This window comes from Vibrio sp. Vb2880 (assembly GCF_033337975.1).
In the GTDB taxonomy this organism is placed as follows: Bacteria; Pseudomonadota; Gammaproteobacteria; order Enterobacterales; family Vibrionaceae; genus Vibrio; species Vibrio alginolyticus.
In genome coordinates this window covers 43,613-60,511 of sequence record NZ_JAWORT010000024.1, presented here as the reverse complement: position 1 = coordinate 60,511, position 16,899 = coordinate 43,613, and the positions used below count along the sequence as shown (strand labels likewise).

Annotated in this window: 14 protein-coding genes; 11 read left to right on the top strand and 3 right to left on the bottom strand. The window is 48.1% G+C overall.

Annotated elements, in window-relative coordinates; all coding sequences use genetic code 11:
• Positions 1-147: 147 nt before the first annotated feature.
• The 9 genes from R7M92_RS20585 (at position 148) to R7M92_RS20545 (ending at position 9,987) form a co-directional block, all read left to right on the top strand.
• Positions 148-1,863: a dipeptide ABC transporter ATP-binding protein gene (locus tag R7M92_RS20585; RefSeq protein WP_005379108.1), complete on the top strand. Its 1,716-nt coding sequence runs from the start codon at positions 148-150 to the stop codon at positions 1,861-1,863.
• A 92-nt stretch (positions 1,864-1,955) separates the two neighbouring features.
• Positions 1,956-3,509, top strand: coding sequence for an ABC transporter substrate-binding protein (locus tag R7M92_RS20580; RefSeq protein WP_186584564.1), 1,554 nt, complete (start codon positions 1,956-1,958; stop codon positions 3,507-3,509).
• A gap of 147 nt (positions 3,510-3,656) precedes the next feature.
• The gene (locus R7M92_RS20575; protein ID WP_005379110.1) at positions 3,657-4,634 is read left to right on the top strand and encodes an ABC transporter permease; all 978 of its coding nucleotides are present in this window, start codon (positions 3,657-3,659) and stop codon (positions 4,632-4,634) included.
• Between the two features lie 2 nt (positions 4,635-4,636).
• On the top strand, positions 4,637-5,587 hold the full coding sequence (locus R7M92_RS20570) for an ABC transporter permease (protein WP_005384239.1): 951 nt from the start codon (positions 4,637-4,639) through the stop codon (positions 5,585-5,587).
• Positions 5,588-5,744: 157 nt separating this feature from the next.
• The gene (locus tag R7M92_RS20565; RefSeq protein WP_318134121.1) at positions 5,745-6,764 is read left to right on the top strand and encodes an SPOR domain-containing protein; all 1,020 of its coding nucleotides are present in this window, start codon (positions 5,745-5,747) and stop codon (positions 6,762-6,764) included.
• 226 nt (positions 6,765-6,990) lie between these two features.
• Entirely contained in the window at positions 6,991-7,998 is a 1,008-nt protein-coding gene (locus R7M92_RS20560; RefSeq protein WP_017636149.1) for a substrate-binding domain-containing protein, read from the top strand.
• Between the two features lie 55 nt (positions 7,999-8,053).
• Complete coding sequence (locus R7M92_RS20555; RefSeq protein ID WP_318134119.1) at positions 8,054-8,989, top strand: LysR family transcriptional regulator; 936 nt, start codon at positions 8,054-8,056, stop codon at positions 8,987-8,989.
• A gap of 267 nt (positions 8,990-9,256) precedes the next feature.
• On the top strand, positions 9,257-9,661 hold the full coding sequence (locus R7M92_RS20550; protein WP_005384225.1) for an SMR family transporter: 405 nt from the start codon (positions 9,257-9,259) through the stop codon (positions 9,659-9,661).
• Complete coding sequence (locus R7M92_RS20545; protein WP_005478614.1) at positions 9,658-9,987, top strand: SMR family transporter; 330 nt, start codon at positions 9,658-9,660, stop codon at positions 9,985-9,987. Before R7M92_RS20550 ends, R7M92_RS20545 begins: the two co-directional genes overlap by 4 nt.
• A 1,421-nt stretch (positions 9,988-11,408) precedes the next feature.
• Here R7M92_RS20545 and edd read toward each other — a convergent pair.
• Both edd and R7M92_RS20535 read right to left on the bottom strand, forming a co-directional pair.
• On the bottom strand, positions 11,409-13,205 hold the full coding sequence (gene edd / locus R7M92_RS20540; protein WP_065274992.1) for a phosphogluconate dehydratase: 1,797 nt from the start codon (positions 13,203-13,205) through the stop codon (positions 11,409-11,411).
• Positions 13,205-13,729 carry a gluconokinase gene (locus R7M92_RS20535; protein WP_213904112.1) on the bottom strand — a complete coding sequence of 175 codons (525 nt, stop codon included), beginning with the start codon at positions 13,727-13,729 and terminating at the stop codon, positions 13,205-13,207. The genes edd and R7M92_RS20535 overlap by 1 nt, the downstream gene beginning before the upstream one ends.
• A gap of 153 nt (positions 13,730-13,882) precedes the next feature.
• Between R7M92_RS20535 and R7M92_RS20530 the strand changes: the two genes are divergently transcribed.
• Together R7M92_RS20530 and R7M92_RS20525 are read left to right on the top strand one after the other, a co-directional pair.
• Positions 13,883-15,259, top strand: coding sequence for a GntP family permease (locus tag R7M92_RS20530; protein WP_318134117.1), 1,377 nt, complete (start codon positions 13,883-13,885; stop codon positions 15,257-15,259).
• A gap of 9 nt (positions 15,260-15,268) precedes the next feature.
• Positions 15,269-15,880: a bifunctional 4-hydroxy-2-oxoglutarate aldolase/2-dehydro-3-deoxy-phosphogluconate aldolase gene (locus R7M92_RS20525; protein ID WP_005379148.1), complete on the top strand. Its 612-nt coding sequence runs from the start codon at positions 15,269-15,271 to the stop codon at positions 15,878-15,880.
• Between the two features lie 105 nt (positions 15,881-15,985).
• Here R7M92_RS20525 and xapA read toward each other — a convergent pair whose 3' ends face one another.
• Entirely contained in the window at positions 15,986-16,810 is an 825-nt protein-coding gene (xapA, locus tag R7M92_RS20520) for a xanthosine phosphorylase (protein ID WP_005379149.1), read from the bottom strand.
• Positions 16,811-16,899: the final 89 nt, after the last annotated feature.

The window sequence follows — 16,899 nt, the reverse complement described above, 5'->3', positions numbered from 1 at the left end:
AATTGTTGCTTTTTTGTGTGATTTTTGCCAAATTATTTCCGCATTAAGATTTCAGAGTATTATTCTGAATTTGAACGGATTCATTCAGGTGATGAATGGTGCCTTTGGCATGATTCGATACCACAGACAAGGCAGTAGAGGTCTGAAATGTCACTATTAGAAGTGAAAAACCTTCGTATTGAATACCCATCCCGACACGGCGTTCACGCTGCCGTGAAGTCACTTTCTTTTCATATTGAACGTGGTGAAATCGTGGGTGTTGTTGGCGAATCAGGTGCGGGTAAATCCACCGTTGGTAACGCTGTTATCGATTTGCTTAGTCCCCCAGGTCGCGTTGCTAGCGGTGATGTATTCTTGGATGGAGAAAAAATTTCTGGCCTATCACCAGAAGCGATGCGTAAGGTTCGCGGCTCGAAAATAGGTTTTATTTTCCAAGATCCGATGACCTCGCTCAATCCACTTTTTACTGTTGAGCAACAGCTGAAAGAGACGATCCACGCCAACATGAAGGTCTCTGATGAAGAGGCGTATCAGCGCGCGCTTTCTCTTATGCAGCAGGTTGGTATTCCGCAACCAGAAAACCGCTTAAAACAGTACCCGCACCAATTCTCTGGTGGTATGCGTCAGCGTGTTGTCATTGCCATTGCTTTGGCTGGTGAGCCTGATCTCATCATCGCGGACGAACCAACTACGGCGTTAGACGTTTCTATCCAAGACCAAATCCTCAACTTGATCCGCGAGCTGTGTATCAAGAACAATGTCGGCTGTATGTTGGTTACTCACGATATGGGTGTCGTCTCCAACGTCACCGATCGCGTGGCGGTAATGTATCGTGGTGACTTGGTGGAGTTTGGACCAACAGCCAAAGTATTGGGCGATCCTGATCACTCTTACACTCGCAGTCTAATTTCAGCGGTACCACGTTCAGACAGAAAGCTAGATCGTTTCCCGTTAGTAAGCTATATCGAAGAAGCGGCGGAAATGGAGCCACTCGATATCAAGAACCACTGGTTAGGACAAAGCCAAGATGAGCGTGAGTACACTGGCCCGCTTTTGGACGTGAAGAACGTCAATCTTCGCTTTGTGACCAAAGACTCTTTGTTCGAGAGCCGCCGAGAATACGTGCAAGCATCTAATAATGTGAGCTTTGAAGTGCACGAAGGCGAAACCTTTGGTTTGGTGGGCGAGTCTGGTTCAGGTAAATCGACCATTGCACGTGTGATTGCTGGTTTATACCAACCTAACTCTGGTCAGGTGAAATTCGAGGGCATTGACCTGACCGCTTTAACCTCTGAGAAAGAGCGCCGCCCGATGCGTCGTCAAATGCAGATGGTGTTCCAAAACCCATATACTTCAATGAACCCTCGTATGAAGGTATTCGATATTATTGCTGAGCCAATCCGTTTCCATAAATTGACGAAAAACGAGTCGGAAACTCGCCAAATCGTGAATGACTTATTGGATCATGTTGGTTTGGGTCGAATGGCTGGGCTTAAGTACCCTCATGAATTCTCCGGTGGTCAGCGTCAGCGTATTTCTATTGCGCGTGCGTTGGCGACTCGTCCTCGACTTTTGATTTGTGATGAACCGACCTCAGCACTGGACGTATCGGTACAGGCACAAATTCTAAACTTGCTGAAAGATCTGCAAAGTGAGCTGAACTTGACTATGTTGTTTATCAGCCACGATTTACCTGTTATTCGTCAGATGTGTGACCGAGTAGGTGTGATGCAAATGGGTACACTTTTAGAAGTGGCACCAACAGAACAGTTATTCACGGCACCTCAACACGAATACAGCAAAAAATTGATTTCTCTGATGCCGGAGTTTACTGGCTTGCGAGAAGAGATCGAAACGGCATAAACCAAGCAATTCGCTTGGCTAACCTTTAGTCATAACAAAGACGCAAACACAACAACAAGGGATCCGTATCCCCGCATGAAGGAGTTATGCAAATGAAAACCATGAAAAGCAAATTAGCAGTGGCGCTAATGGCTGCGGGCCTAAGCTTTAACGCAATGGCAGCAGATATCAAAGTTGGCTATGCAGCTGACCCAGTATCGCTTGACCCACATGAGCAGCTATCAGGTGGCACACTGCAAATGTCACACATGGTATTTGATCCGTTGGTTCGCTTTACTCAAAAAATGGATTTCGAGCCTCGCCTAGCAGAAAGCTGGGAACGTATTAACGATACGACTGTTCGTTTCAAACTACGTGAAGGTGTGAAATTCCATTCTGGCAATACTCTAACGGCTGACGACGTCGTGTGGACGTTCCAGCGTTTACAAAGCTCTCCTGACTTTAAAAACATCTTCGACCCGTACGAAAAAATCGTCAAAGTTGACGACAACACATTCGATCTTGTAACTAAAGGTCCTTACCCACTAGTGTTGCAAACCGCAACGTACATTTTCCCTATGGACAGCAAGTTCTACACGGGTAAAACCGCAGACGGCAAAGACAAGTCTGAACTAGTGAAGCACGGTAACTCATTCGCATCGACTAACGTTTCTGGCACGGGTCCGTTCATCGTGACATCACGTGAGCAGGGCGTAAAAGTGGAATTTGAACGCTTTAAAGATTACTGGGACAAAGAGTCGAAAGGTAACGTTGATAAGCTAACACTTGTTCCAATCAAAGAAGACGCGACTCGTGTAGCAGCGCTGCTTTCTGGCGGTGTTGACATGATTCACCCTGTAGCGCCAAACGACCACAAACGCGTTGAAGATGCTGACGGCATCGACCTAGTTACGCTACCTGGTACTCGTATCATCACGTTCCAACTAAACCAAAACAGCAACGAAGCATTGAAAGACGTTCGCGTTCGCCAAGCGATTGTTCACGCAATCAATAACGAAGGTATCGTGAAGAAAATCATGAAAGGCTTCGCAACGGCCGCTGGTCAGCAAAGCCCGGCAGGTTACGTGGGTCACGATGACAAACTGGTTCCTCGCTACGATCTGAAGAAAGCGAAAGAGCTGATGAAAGAAGCGGGTTACGAAAATGGCTTGACGCTAACGATGATCGCACCAAACAACCGTTACGTGAATGATGCGAAAGTAGCACAAGCGGCGGCGGCAATGTTGTCTAAGATCGGTATCAAGGTTGATCTGAAGACCATGCCAAAAGCGCAGTACTGGCCTGAGTTCGACAAGTGTGCGGCAGACATGCTGATGATCGGTTGGCACTCAGATACAGAAGACTCAGCGAACTTCAACGAGTTCCTAACGATGACTCGTAACGAAGAAACCGGTCGTGGTCAGTACAACTGTGGTTACTACTCAAACCCAGAAATGGACAAAGTAGTTGAAGCTGCGAACGTAGAGACGGACGCTGCGAAACGTGCAGAAATGCTGAAGGGCGTAGAAGCGACACTATACAACGACGCAGCATTCGTACCGCTACACTGGCAAAGTGAAGCATGGGGCGCGAAGTCTAACGTGAAAGCGGCAGATATCGTTAACCCAATGGTAATGCCTTACTTCGGTGACCTAGTGGTTGAATAATCACGGTTAGTCGACTTTGAGGAGGGATGGATTTCCCTCCTCAACTTAAAGCACTCGACTCAATTTTGTTTCAGTCGGATTGAGTTGGTTATTTAGACTGAATTTTCTCTCTAATTTAGAGATCTATGGATAGTTAAGGGGCAAGGAATGTTTTCGTTTCTGGTCAAGCGCCTGTTTCAGGCACTGATAGTGATGTTTGTGATCAGTTTGGTGGCGTTTGCCATTCAGGACAACCTGGGTGATCCGCTGCGTGAGCTTGTAGGTCAGTCGGTTTCGGAATCGGAGCGTCAAGCGCTACGCGACGACTTGGGCCTGAACGATCCCTTTATCACAAAGTACACGCGCTTTGTGGGTAATGCACTGCAAGGTGATTTGGGTACCTCATATTTTTTCAAGCGACCTGCGGTTGAGGTGATTCTCGACAAGCTGGTGGCTACATTAGAGCTCGTGTTTGGCGCGACGCTTATCATCATTGTTTTCTCTATTCCGCTTGGGGTGTACTCTGCGATTCATCCTAAGAGTGTTTTTACCAAATTTGTGATGGCGATGAGCAGTGTCGGTATCTCGATTCCGGTGTTCTTAACCGCAATCATGCTGATGTATGTCTTTTCAATAGAACTCGGTTGGTTGCCTTCCTATGGGCGAGGTGAAACCGCTAACGTACTCGGTTGGGAATCTGGCTTCTTTACCATTGATGGTATCAAGCACCTCATCCTACCTTGTATTGCGCTAGCGTCTATCATGCTGCCGTTGTTCATCCGTTTGGTACGTTCAGAAATGCTGGAAGTACTGAGTTCGGAATACATTAAGTTCGCCAAAGCAAAAGGTTTGAACTTACAAAAGATTTATTACCAACATGCACTTAAGAACACCATGCTACCAGTATTGACGGTAGGTGGCGTGCAGATTGGTACCATGGTGGCCTACACCATTCTTACTGAAACCGTGTTCCAATGGCCGGGCACTGGCTTCCTTTTCCTAGAGGCAATCAACCGTGTAGATACACCGCTGATCACTGCCTACGTTATCTTTGTTGGTCTGATCTTCGTGGTAACCAATACCATCGTTGACTTGCTGTACGGCATCATCAACCCAACTGTGAACCTAACTGGAAAAGGAGCTTAATCATGAGCCAATCAAATTTAACACCAGCTCCTGCTCCATCAGCGTGGCAGCGTTTCAAAGAGTCAGATTTTCTGTATTACTTCAAACGCGACAAAGTGGCGATGGCGAGTTTTACCGTCTTTATGATGTTCTTAGTATTGGCATTGGCTGCACCGATTCTTGCGCCAACAGACCCGTACGATCTGACGTCTATCGACATCATGGATTCTGAGTTGCCACCTTCGTGGATGGAAGATGGCGATGAGCGTTTTGTTCTTGGTACTGATGAGCAAGGCCGTGATATTTTATCGACCATTCTTTACGGTTCTCGTTTGTCTTTGACGATAGGCTTTTTAGCCGTCGGTCTTCAGTTGATTCTGGGTATCATCATTGGTTTGTCGGCGGGTTACTTCGGTGGTCGTATCGATAGCTTCTTGATGCGCTTTGCGGATGTTCAACTATCGTTCTCAACCATGATGGTGGCGATCATCGTATCGGCCATTTTCAAAGCCAGCTTTGGCAGCGATTTTTACAGCCAATACGCAGTGGTGATGCTGGTGGTGATCATCGGTGTGGCTGAATGGCCGCAATACGCACGGACTATTCGTGCCTCGGTATTGGCAGAGAAGAAGAAAGAATACGTCGAAGCGGCGCGTGTGATGGGCTTTAAAGCTCCGCGAATCATGTTCCGTCACATTCTGCCGAACTGTCTATCGCCAATCTTGGTTATCTCGACGGTACAGGTAGCGAACGCGATCATGTCGGAAGCGGCACTGTCATTCCTAGGTTTGGGTCTTCCTGTTGATCAGCCGTCACTAGGTGCGCTGATCAGCATCGGCTTTAACTACATCTTCTCAGGTGCGTGGTGGATTACTGCCTTCCCAGGCATCGTGTTGGTTACACTGGTTCTGGTTATCAACTTATTGGGTGACTGGTTACGAGATGTATTCAACCCGAAACTGTACAAAGGTTAAGAATTTTCCCGCCAAGCGTTGTAAATTCGCTTAATTCCTTCCTAAACTGAGAGCCGGATGCAAATTCCGGCTCTTTTTTTGCTAGTTATTCTTTGTTCACATTTTTTTGGCGCTTTGCCGCCATAATGACCTTACCCACTAATTTAGAGTGAAGTGTATGGAAATGAAGAAGGCACAACACCCATCTCGTATCTTCCAAGCAAGCCTAGCTTTCGGCTTGTTGCTGGTATGCGCCCAGTTTTCTAGCCCAGTGTCGGCGGAGGAGTTCCTTTGCCAAGCCACTCAAGCCAGCGAGAAAGAATTACCGATGCTTGAGAAAACGTGCCCAATTGGTAACGGAGTATGGGGAAAGAAAGTGCCGCAGGGGGGCAACTACCTTTACTGGATTCAATGCGGATTGCTACCCAAGCCTATGTCTCTCGCGAAAGCTAAGCCTCTCTATAGTAAAATCACGACTGACGTATGGATGAAGCCTGAATCCAAAGGCTATCGCTGTTTGATTGGACCTTACAAGGCATTGTCTGATGCGAGGGATGACTTACGAGGAGTCAAAACCTTGTCGAATTACAAAGAGTCGTTCATCCGAGTGGTTGGGAAAGGGACGAAACAACCAGTAACACCACCTACACCTAAATCTACTGTATCGTCGAAATCAGCCGCATCTTCGGTTAAGCCAACACCGACGGTGACCCCGAAACCCGCGCCAGTTCCTGCCGTGCGAGCTGATACCGACACCTTTAAAGCTCCGGAAGAGAAGTCAAAGACCAAGGTAAAAAATACACGTGATAATTCTTCGTCCAAGCCTGTTGCTAAGACCAAAGCGAAGCCAGTTGTGAGCGGGAATGATGACATTGAAGTTCGGTTGAGAACCTCCTTACAAGGCAAAACGTACGTGGTCCCATATTTACTCGATCACCATAATCAGTTTTACATGGAACATGGTAAGCCGTGGAACCGCCTCAACTACGAAAACTCGCACAAAGTATGTCAGCAACTGGGTATGAGCTTAGCCAACCCTGCAGAGTTTAAAGCGCTGAGGGCGTCTGGGGTGATGGAAAAAAATCAATGGCCACTGCAACTGCCGTATTGGGGCAAAGATAAGAAAGGTTTGTTCGCCGATCGTGAGCCCAATCAGCTCACCGGGACCTCATTATTGAACGTGGTGTGCGTGAAATAACGACTCAGATATTGCGGTCAAAATATAGAAGAAAGCCCCGAGTTCGGGGCTTTTTTGCGGTCTCAAATATTATCGCTATTTGAGTGGCGTTTCTTTGTGATGCGTTTGCTAACACGCTCTCCCACTGATATTCATCTCATTTTGCGAATTATTTTCACTGAGCTTGTCGGCAGAGAGTCTATTCGTCATAATGTTACTTGTAACATTACTGATAAATCACATATTTATGGCTCAACAGAATAAGAAAACTCGTACGACATTGCAGGATGTCGCAGACCAGGTTGGCGTCACGAAGATGACCGTTTCACGCTATATGCGTAACCCTGAATCGGTGGCAGAAAAGACTCGGGCTAAGATTGCGACTGCGATTGAAGAGATGGGTTACATCGAAAACCGTGCACCGGCGATGTTGTCAAAGTCCTCCAGTAAAGCCATTGGTATTTTACTGCCGTCTTTGTCCAACCAAATTTTTGCTTCCTTTGTTCAGGGCATAGAGATGGTGACCAAAGCCAATGGCTATGAGACGCTTTTAGCGCATTTTAGCTACGATGAGCTTGAAGAAGAGCGCAAGATCGCGTCATTACTCTCTTATCAAGTCGATGGACTTATTCTAACTGAAAGCCATCACACGCCGCGTACATTACAGATGATCAAAAATGCGGGCATTCCGGTGGTCGAAACCATGGAACTGCCATCGGAGCCGATTGATATGGCGGTTGGACTCGATCATGAAGATGCGTCGTACACCGTGGTTAAGCAGATGCTAGATACGGGGAAGCGTACAATCGTCTATTTTGGCGCGCGTCTGGATACGCGAACCAAATTGCGGATGCAAGGTTACGATCGCGCGATGACAGAAGCAGGGCTAGAACCCAAACATGTATTAACTGGTGATCATTCTAGTTTTTCTTTAGCGCATGATTTGCTCGAACGCGCACTGGAAACGCACCCAACGCTCGATGGGGTGTTCTGTACCAACGATGACATCGCAATTGGCACCATGCTGAGTGCGCAGCAACGTGGCATTCAAGTTCCACAGCAATTGGCAGTGGCGGGCTATAACGCGCTGGATATCGGTCAAACCATCAGCCCGAAACTGACCAGCGTTGATACGCCGCGTTTCCAAATTGGTGTAAAGAGCGCAGAGCTATTAATTGCGCGCCTGAAAGGCGAAACGCAAGAAGAAAAAGTCTTCGATATGGGTTATCAGATCACGTCGGGAGAGAGTGTTTAACTAATTGTTAACTGCTCTTTGTATTCGCTCATCAATGGTATTGGTAGGTTAGGGTATGGCACATCAGCTGGATGCATTGGATCTCAACTTAATGCGTTTATTAAAAGCCGTGGTGGAAAACCGCAGCATCAAGCTGGCCGCAATGCAGCTTGGCATTTCTCAACCGAGCGCCAGCCGCGGCGTGATGAAGTTGAAACAAGTGTTTGATGACCCGCTTTTTGTGCGTAAAGCACATGGGGTAGAGCCATCACCCATGGCGATTCGTCTCGCCGCCGAGTTCGACAATATGGTTGCACCACTGGAAAAAGTGGTGCAAGAATTTGAAGTGTTCGACCCGCTGCAATACCAAGGGCAGATTGCGATTGTAACTGACCCTTATTTGATGGATGAACAAGGGCAGCGACTGCTCACTGGTTGTCATCGAGCCTTTCCCAAAGCGCACTTTGCTTTTTCCAGCTGGAATACTTACTCGCACGATGAAATGTTAGAAGGCGAGCACGATTACTGCATTCTTGACCAAGAGACCGAGCTGTCGAAAGACATTTACATGCGCCCGTTATTCGTTGAAAAACGAGTGATTTTGGCGCGCAAAAACCACCCAACGTTGTCGAAAGTCAGCAATGATTGGTACACGGTGTCCAAACTACCACTTGTCTCTTTGCCTGCGCCTGCGTCATATAAACCGCTTTGTACCGTGGAGTCCGAGTATCGACGCATGGGTTATGAGCCAGTAGTGTTACTGAAGTCCTATAATTTGCGTTTGGCTTGCCAAATGTTGCAAGAAACCGACGCGATTATGTATGCCAGTCAAAGCTCGGCATTGTTGATGCCAGAACTCGCCTCTTACGCAATGCCACCCGTTAATCGTGAGTTTAGCCAGTTTGTTGTCTCTGGCGGTTTCCTTCAAACCAACCGCAACCATCCTTTGCACAGACACCTGCATAAAGTGGTGCGACAAACCCTCAATACGCCGCTGATTTTTACGCAGTGATGTCACTTTATGGCATAGGCTGAATGAGAGTAGATACTTTAACCTTATCAATGTTGTGTGATTACATAGACAACTTACTTCTTAAGATATTCAAAAATGAATATCTCAATTACCTGTCTCTTTTTCCTACCCAGCGCTAACCTTATCTCAAATAGTCAGGAGAAGTGGCTCATTTTTATCTTTTTAACTTTTTGAATGTCGATACAGGTACGCGGCATTCACCATTCTCCGTTATGCATTTTTTTAATTTCTGATGGAGGATTAATCATGCTAGTTGCACGTCTATTTTTATTGCTCGCCATCGTTGCCGAAGTGGCTGGCACCAGCACTATGTCTCTTATCGGACAAGGGCACGGGTGGTGGGGCTACATCGTAATGTATGTGCTGATCGCAATCTCTTACTACTTTCTCGCGTTTGCCGCGAAGAAAATATCTATCGGTGTGGCATACGCTGTCTGGGAAGGGTTGGGTATCTCGTTGATCACCGTGGTGTCGATCATCGCCTTTGATGCCCACTTAAACCATCAAGAGTTGTTTGGTTTGATGTTAGCTGTGGTTGGCATTGTGTGTGTGACCTTAGGGGAATCACATGGTCAACCTAACGCCAAGAAAAATGCCGATAAACCGGCAAAAGAACGTTCATTTTCTACTAGTACAAGGTGCGAATCATGAGTCAATTTTTTACGATGTCATTTGGATTTGTCGTGATGGCTGCCTTGGTCGATATCATGGCCAATATGGCGCTGACACGCTCAAAAGGTTTTAAATATAAAGGCTGGGGCATTGCGGCGATTGTGTTGGTACTGACAGCATTCACGCTGTTGGCACAAGCGGTGAAAGAGATCGACTTAGCCATTGCTTATGCCTCTTGGGGCGCGATCGGTATCTTGGGTACCGCAGTAGGTGGAGCCTTGCTGTTTAAGCAGAAACTCAAACCAATCGGCTGGTTTGGTATCTTTGTGGTGATTGCTGCCGTCGTGGTGATGAAGACCGCTTGATGTAATTTAATGAATGCTAGATATCGTCATTCTGAGCAGCAAGAGACGAGCGTGATTCAGAATCTACCAACAAAAAGTGCTGTGGAAGAGGGGTTTTCTCTGGCTTCACAGCACCTTGATATTAGATTCCTGATCTCGCCTAGGCTCGTCGGAATGACGGACTCATTCATTTTTAAAAAGAACAAAGGCCAATCCTAAAGTTCGTCATTTTGAACAGCAAGAGACGAGCGTGATTCAGAATCTACCAACAAAAAGTGCTGTGGAAGAGGGGTTTTCTCTGGCTTCACAGCATTTTGCTATTAGATTCCTGATCTCGCCTAGGCTCGTCGGAACGACGGATTCATTCGTTTTTTAGAAAGAGCGGTGGCCAATCTCAAAGCTCGTCATTCTGAACAGCGAGGGACGAGTATGATTCAGAATCTACCAACAAAAAGTGCTGTGGGAGAGGGGTTTTCTTTGGCTTTACAGCACCTTGATATTAGATTCCTGATCTCGCCTGGGCTCGTCGGAATGACGGATTCATTCGTTTTTTAGAAAGAGCAGTGGCCAATCCCAAAGCTCGTCATTCTGAACAGTGAGGGACGAGCGTGATTCAGAATTTACCAACAAAAAGTGCTGTGGGAGAGGGGTTTTCTCTGGCTTCACAGCACGTTGATATTAAATTCCTGATCTCGCCTAGGCTCGTCGGAATGACGGATTCATTTTTTAGAAAGAACCGTGATCAACCGCCAAAGTTTGTCATTTTGAACAGCGAAGGACGAGCAAGACTCAGAATCTACCAACAAAAAGTACTGTAGCAGAGGTGCTTTCTCTGGATTCACAGCACGTTGATATTAAATTCCTGATCTCGCTTAGGCTCTTCGGAACGACGGATTCATTCGTTTTTGGAAAGAACTGAGGCCAATCCCAACGCTCGTCATTCAGAACAGCGAGGGACGAGCGTGATTCAGAATCTACCAACAAAAAGTGCTGTGGGAGAGGGGGTTTCTCTGGCTTCACAGCGCGTTGATAGTGGATTCCTGATCTCGCCTAGGCTCGTCGGAACGACGGATTCATTTTTTTAGAAAGAGCAGTGACCAATCCTAAAGCTTGTCATTCTGAACAGCGAAGGACGAGCAAGATTCAGAATCTACCAACAAAAAGTGCTGTAGCAGAGGGGATTTTCTCTGGCTTCACAGCACGTTGATATTAGATTCCTGATCTCGCCTAGGCTCGTCGGAATGACGGATTCATTCGTTTTTAGAAAGAGCGGTGGCCAATCTCAAAGCTCGTCATTCTGAACAGCGAGGGACGAGCGTGATTCAGAATCTACCAACAAAAAGTGCAGTGGCAGAGGTGTTTTCTCTGTCTTCACAGCACGTTGATATTAAATTCCTGATCTTGCTTGGGCTCGTCGGAACGACGAGGTCTTTCTTCTCGCCTTAAACAATAAAGCTTGCGCCTTCTTCTGCGCTCGATACGTTTTGGCGGATCACGCTAAACAAGCCTCGTCCCCAAGTTTGTTGGGTCGATTCGGTATCGAAATGAATCAACTCGCGACCAGTGGTGTCGCTTAAGTTGTTCAGTTCGCCCGTTTGGCAATCAAGGCGAATCAAATCACCGTTGCGCACTAAACCAATCGCGCCACCACGAATGGCTTCTGGAGAAACGTGAATCGCAGACGGAATTTTACCGGATGCACCAGATAAACGACCGTCCGTCACTAGCGCGACTTTAAAGCCCGCTTTCTGCACGTTGCCGAGGATTGGCATCAGTTTATGCAGTTCAGGCATGCCGTTTGCCGCTGGGCCGTTGTGTGTGACCACAACGATGCAGTCTTTGTTCAGCTCGCCACGTTTGTATGCGGCTTCCACTTCGTGTTGGCATTGGAATACGATCGCTGGTGCCACAATCACGCGTTGCTCTTCTTTCACCGCAGACACTTTCACCACGGCTTTGCCTAAGTTGCCAGTCAATACGCGAGTGCCGCCAGTATTTTGGAAAGTGGCATCCGGTTTAGCGATCACGTCACCGTCTTGGCTGCCTTGGCACGGTGTCCAAGTCAGTTGTCCATCGACAAGACTCGGTAGCGTTATCTGGTCTTCAAATTCACCAAACACGGGTTTCACATCGCGATGCAAAAGCTCGGATTCGTTCAAGCGGTGCAATAACGCTGGCACGCCCCCCGCGTCTTGGAACGCGTTCATATCGGCTGGGCCGTTCGGGTAAACGCGCGCTAATAAAGGAACCACATCCGACAGATCGCTGATGTCTTGCCACGTGAGCAAGATGCCAGCAGCACGCGCCACGGCGATCATATGAATGGTGTGATTGGTACTGCCGCCAGATGCGAGTAGAGCGATGATGCCGTTGACCAAGCTCTTTTCTGTGACCACTTCTGCCAACGGACGGAAGTGTGCAGAACCCGCCGTCATTGAGGCGATTTTCAGAGCCGCGTGATCGGTTAACGCTTTACGCAGTTGGGTATGGGGATGAATGAATGCTGAACCTGGCAGCATCAAGCCCATGGCTTCGAACACCAACTGGTTGGTATTGGCGGTGCCGTAAAACGTACACGTACCCGCAGAGTGGTAAGCGCGACACTCCATATCCAGCAGAGCGTCTTTGCCGACTTCTCCCGCTGCGTATTTTTGGCGCACGTCGACTTTCTCTTCGTTGCTGATGCCTGTTGCCATCAGACCCGCTGGCACAAACGCCGTTGGTAGGTGAGCGTAAGACAGCGCGCCCATCAGTTGCCCCGGTGCGATTTTGTCACAGATGCCAAGCAGTAATGTGGCATCAAAGACATTGTGACTCAAAGACAACGCCGTTGATTGAGCAATTAAGTCACGCGAAAACAGCGACATATCCATGCCTGCTTGACCTTGAGTCACCCCATCGCACATCGCTGGCACACAACCTGCGACTTGCGCTGTATGGCCGTAGTCCGCCAGCACTTGTTTGATTTGCGTTGGGTAGTCTTGGTACGGCTGGTGGGCGCTCAACATGTCGTTGTAGGCGCTGATCAGCGCGACATTGGCATGAGTAAAATCGAGAATATTTTTCTTTTCAGAAGAGCAAGAAGCGGCGACTGCATGGGCTAAGTTACCACAAGATAAACCAACACGGCCTTTGCCAGCTTCGGTTTGCACTTCGGTGCGAGCAAGAAACGCAGCGCGCGCTTCACGGCTGCGCTCGGTCAAACGTTGTGTGACCTCAAGAACAACAGAGTGAGTCATTACGCCACCTCGAACGCTTGCATTTTGATTAGCTCAGCGGCAGAGCGTTCCACCACGTCGCTGATGTCTCCGTCGATACTGACGATCAGAGTTTGAGGCTCGTTGTCTGGGCGCTCTAGCGTCTCGAATTGGCTTTTCACCATGTTTTCTTTCATGAAGTGGCCTTTGCGCATACGCATGCGATTAAGGATCAACTCCCTATCGCCATCAAGGAACAGGAAGGTCACGTTGTCGTTACCTTCGCGGATCTGATCGCGGTAAATCTTTTTCAGTGCTGAACAGACAATAATGCCGTGCTCGTTTTTGCTTTCTAGGCTGTACGCCGCATCACGAATGCGTTCTAGCCATGGCTTGCGATCATCATCGTTCAGAGGCTGGCCTGATGCCATTTTCTGAATGTTCGCTCGTGGATGAAGATCATCACCATCAATGAATTTACGCCCTAGCTTTTTCGCTAGATGCTCACCAATTGTGCTTTTACCACTAGCACAAACGCCCATAACGATGACACTACTACCAGCCATAACTTATCCTCATAACCAAATTTGCGCGTGATCTCAATTTTTGAATTCACTTTAAAATATGGGTTTATCTTATTCATGTTATCGGTAACATGTTACCGGTAACTGAAATAAATGTGAACCATAACACAAACAATAATTCTTAAAGGTGAACCTATGGAGCAATTAACCCAAGCCCCAGATCCTACGTTCCTACTGACGATTGCAGGCCTTGCCATTGCAGCGTTACTCGTTCTGATCATTAAACTGAAAGTCCATGCTTTTGCTTCCCTTACTATGGTGAGTTTAGGCACAGCAATCGCCACTGGCGTTCCTTCTGAGAAAGTCGTATCGACCATGATGGGCGGCTTCGGCGGCACACTGGCTTCCGTGGCATTGCTGGTTGGTCTTGGTGCGATGATCGGTAAAACTCTTGAAGTGACTGGCGGTGCGAAAGTGCTGGCAGACACTTTGATTGGTCGCTTTGGTAAAGAGCGCGCACCATTTGCTTTGGGCGTCGCTTCATTACTGTTTGGCTTCCCAATCTTCTTCGATGCTGGCCTTGTAGTGATGATGCCAATCATCCTAAGTGTGGCGGCTCGTTTTGGTGGCTCACCAATTAAATACGCGTTGCCAGCAGCCGGTGCTTTTGCGGTTATGCACGCGTTTGTTCCACCACACCCAGGTCCGGTTGCAGCGGCAGAATTCCTTGGCGCAAACATCGGTCTGCTATTGGTGGTGGGTATTTTGGTTGCTATTCCAACTTGGTACCTTGGCGCTTACCTATTTGGTTTGTACGCGGGCAAAAAATTCGATATCCCACTATCTAAAGCCTTCTTTAATGGCGAAGCGATGGTGGATGAGCGCAACGCACCAAAATTTGGCACGGTTATGACCATCCTTGTGCTGCCAGTCCTGCTAATCTGTTTGGATACGGTATTGAACACACTGGCGGTTGCGGGTGTGATTGATGGCAAAACGGCACTGGTTGAGTTCCTACGCATGCTAGGTAAAACCCCAGTTGCGTTGCTGATCACTTTGATTGTCTGTCTGGCTGTGTTTGCCAAAGACTACGGCATGGCAAAACTAGAAAAATTATGTGGTGAGTCATTGGCTCCTATCTGTGGTGTTATCCTAGTAACGGGTGCAGGTGGCATGTTTGGCGGCGTACTGCGCTCAAGCGGTATTGGTGATGCACTGGCTGACGTTCTTACGGACACAGGTATGCCTGTGATTGTGGCGGCGTTTGTGATTTCAACCTGTCTGCGTGTTGCTCAAGGCTCGGCAACCGTAGCGCTAACCACCACGGCGGCTCTTATCGCGCCGGTTGTGGCAGCATCAACAGGTTTGAGTGAACTCGACCTTTGCTTTATCGTAATCGCGATTGCGGGTGGTGCAACGGTACTGTCTCACTTCAATGACTCTGGTTTCTGGTTGGTATCTCGTCTCCTTGAGATGGATGAGAAAACCACATTAAAAACTTGGACGGTAATGGAAACGTTACTTGGCGGTATCGCGTTTATTATCGTCGCAACATTAAGCTTTATTCTTTAGAGGTTCCCCATGACAACACTTGAACAACGATTAAGAGAAATCAAAATCGTCCCAGTTATCGCAATCAACGACGTAGCACACGCTCTGCCACTGGCAAAAGTGTTGGTAGAAAACGGTTTACCATGTGCGGAAGTGACATTCCGCACCGAAGCTGCGGCGGAGTCGATTCGCATCATGCGTGAAGCGTACCCAGAATTGTTGATTGGCGCGGGCACCGTTCTGACCACAGAACAAGTGGACATCGCGATCGAAGCGGGCGTGGACTTTATCGTTAGCCCAGGCTTCAACCCAACCACAGTGAAATACTGTCAGCAACGTGGCGTGACTATCGTACCGGGTGTAAACAACCCAAGCTTGGTTGAGCAAGCGATGGAAATGGGTCTGCGTACGTTGAAGTTCTTCCCTGCTGAGCCATCAGGCGGCGTAAGCATGCTGAAAGCACTCACGGCGGTTTACCCAGTTGAATTCATGCCAACAGGTGGCGTAAGCCCATCCAACGTGGAAGATTACCTAGCGCTGAAATCGGTTGTAGCTTGTGGCGGTACGTGGATGGTGCCAACCGCAATGATGGACAACGGCGATTGGGAAGGCATTGCTGAATTGGTTCGCGCAGTTAAGTAAAACGCACAAACGGCTCCGAAATGCCCCCGAACGTTGGGAAACGTGATACGAAAAAGGGTCATCAAGTAACTTGATGACCCTTTTTCTTTTTGGGATGAAACGGCTTTAGAAGTGATGCTTCATAAAGCGCTTAATAAAGCGAATGAAATCGGCTTCGGCTAGCTTCGCGCACTTCAATGTTTGGGCGTGAGACAATTCTACATCTCCCAAGCCTTCTGCCATGTTGGTGATCGCACATACTGCCAATACGGGTAAGCCGCAATGCGCCGCAGAAATCACTTCTGGCACGACCGACATGCCCACGACATCACCACCGATGATTTGCATCATGCGGATTTCGGCTGCGGTCTCAAAGTTGGGGCCTGTGTAAGAGACAAACACACCTTCATTCAGGTGAATACCATTGGCTTTGCCGACTTCAAACGCTTCTGCACGTAGGTCTTTGTCGTACGCATTGGCGAGGCTGAAGAACCTCGGGCCGTACTCTTCATCATTCGGACCGATCATTGGCGATTCAGGCATGGTATTAATGTGATCATGAAATACCACCAGAGAACCGACATCAATGCGTTCAGGGCGAAGTGAGCCTGCTGCGTTGGTGACGAGCAAAAACTCACAGCCCAGCTTTTTAAAGGTGCGCACGGGCGTGGTCATGACCTTCATTGAGCCGTGTTCGTAGTAGTGACCGCGACCTTTCATGCACACTACGTCTACGCCGCCCATGGTGCCAAGTACCAACTCACCAGAGTGGCCTTGCACGGTGCTAACCGGAAAGCCTTCGAGCTCTTCGTATGGAATGACCACTTTGTCTTGTAGCTCGTCTGCCAATACGCCTAAGCCAGAGCCTAAAATAAACGCCGCTTTAGGTTGGAAGTTTGGTTTGCGTTCGCGAATGGTTTGTAGCGCGCCGATTACTGGATCGTGATTCATGTTAGTCACCTTCTGGTTGTGTGTTGATTCCATTGTGTGACTTTCTGCGCTGGTTATCTTTGCTTTATTCGCTACTATCATCCTTAAAA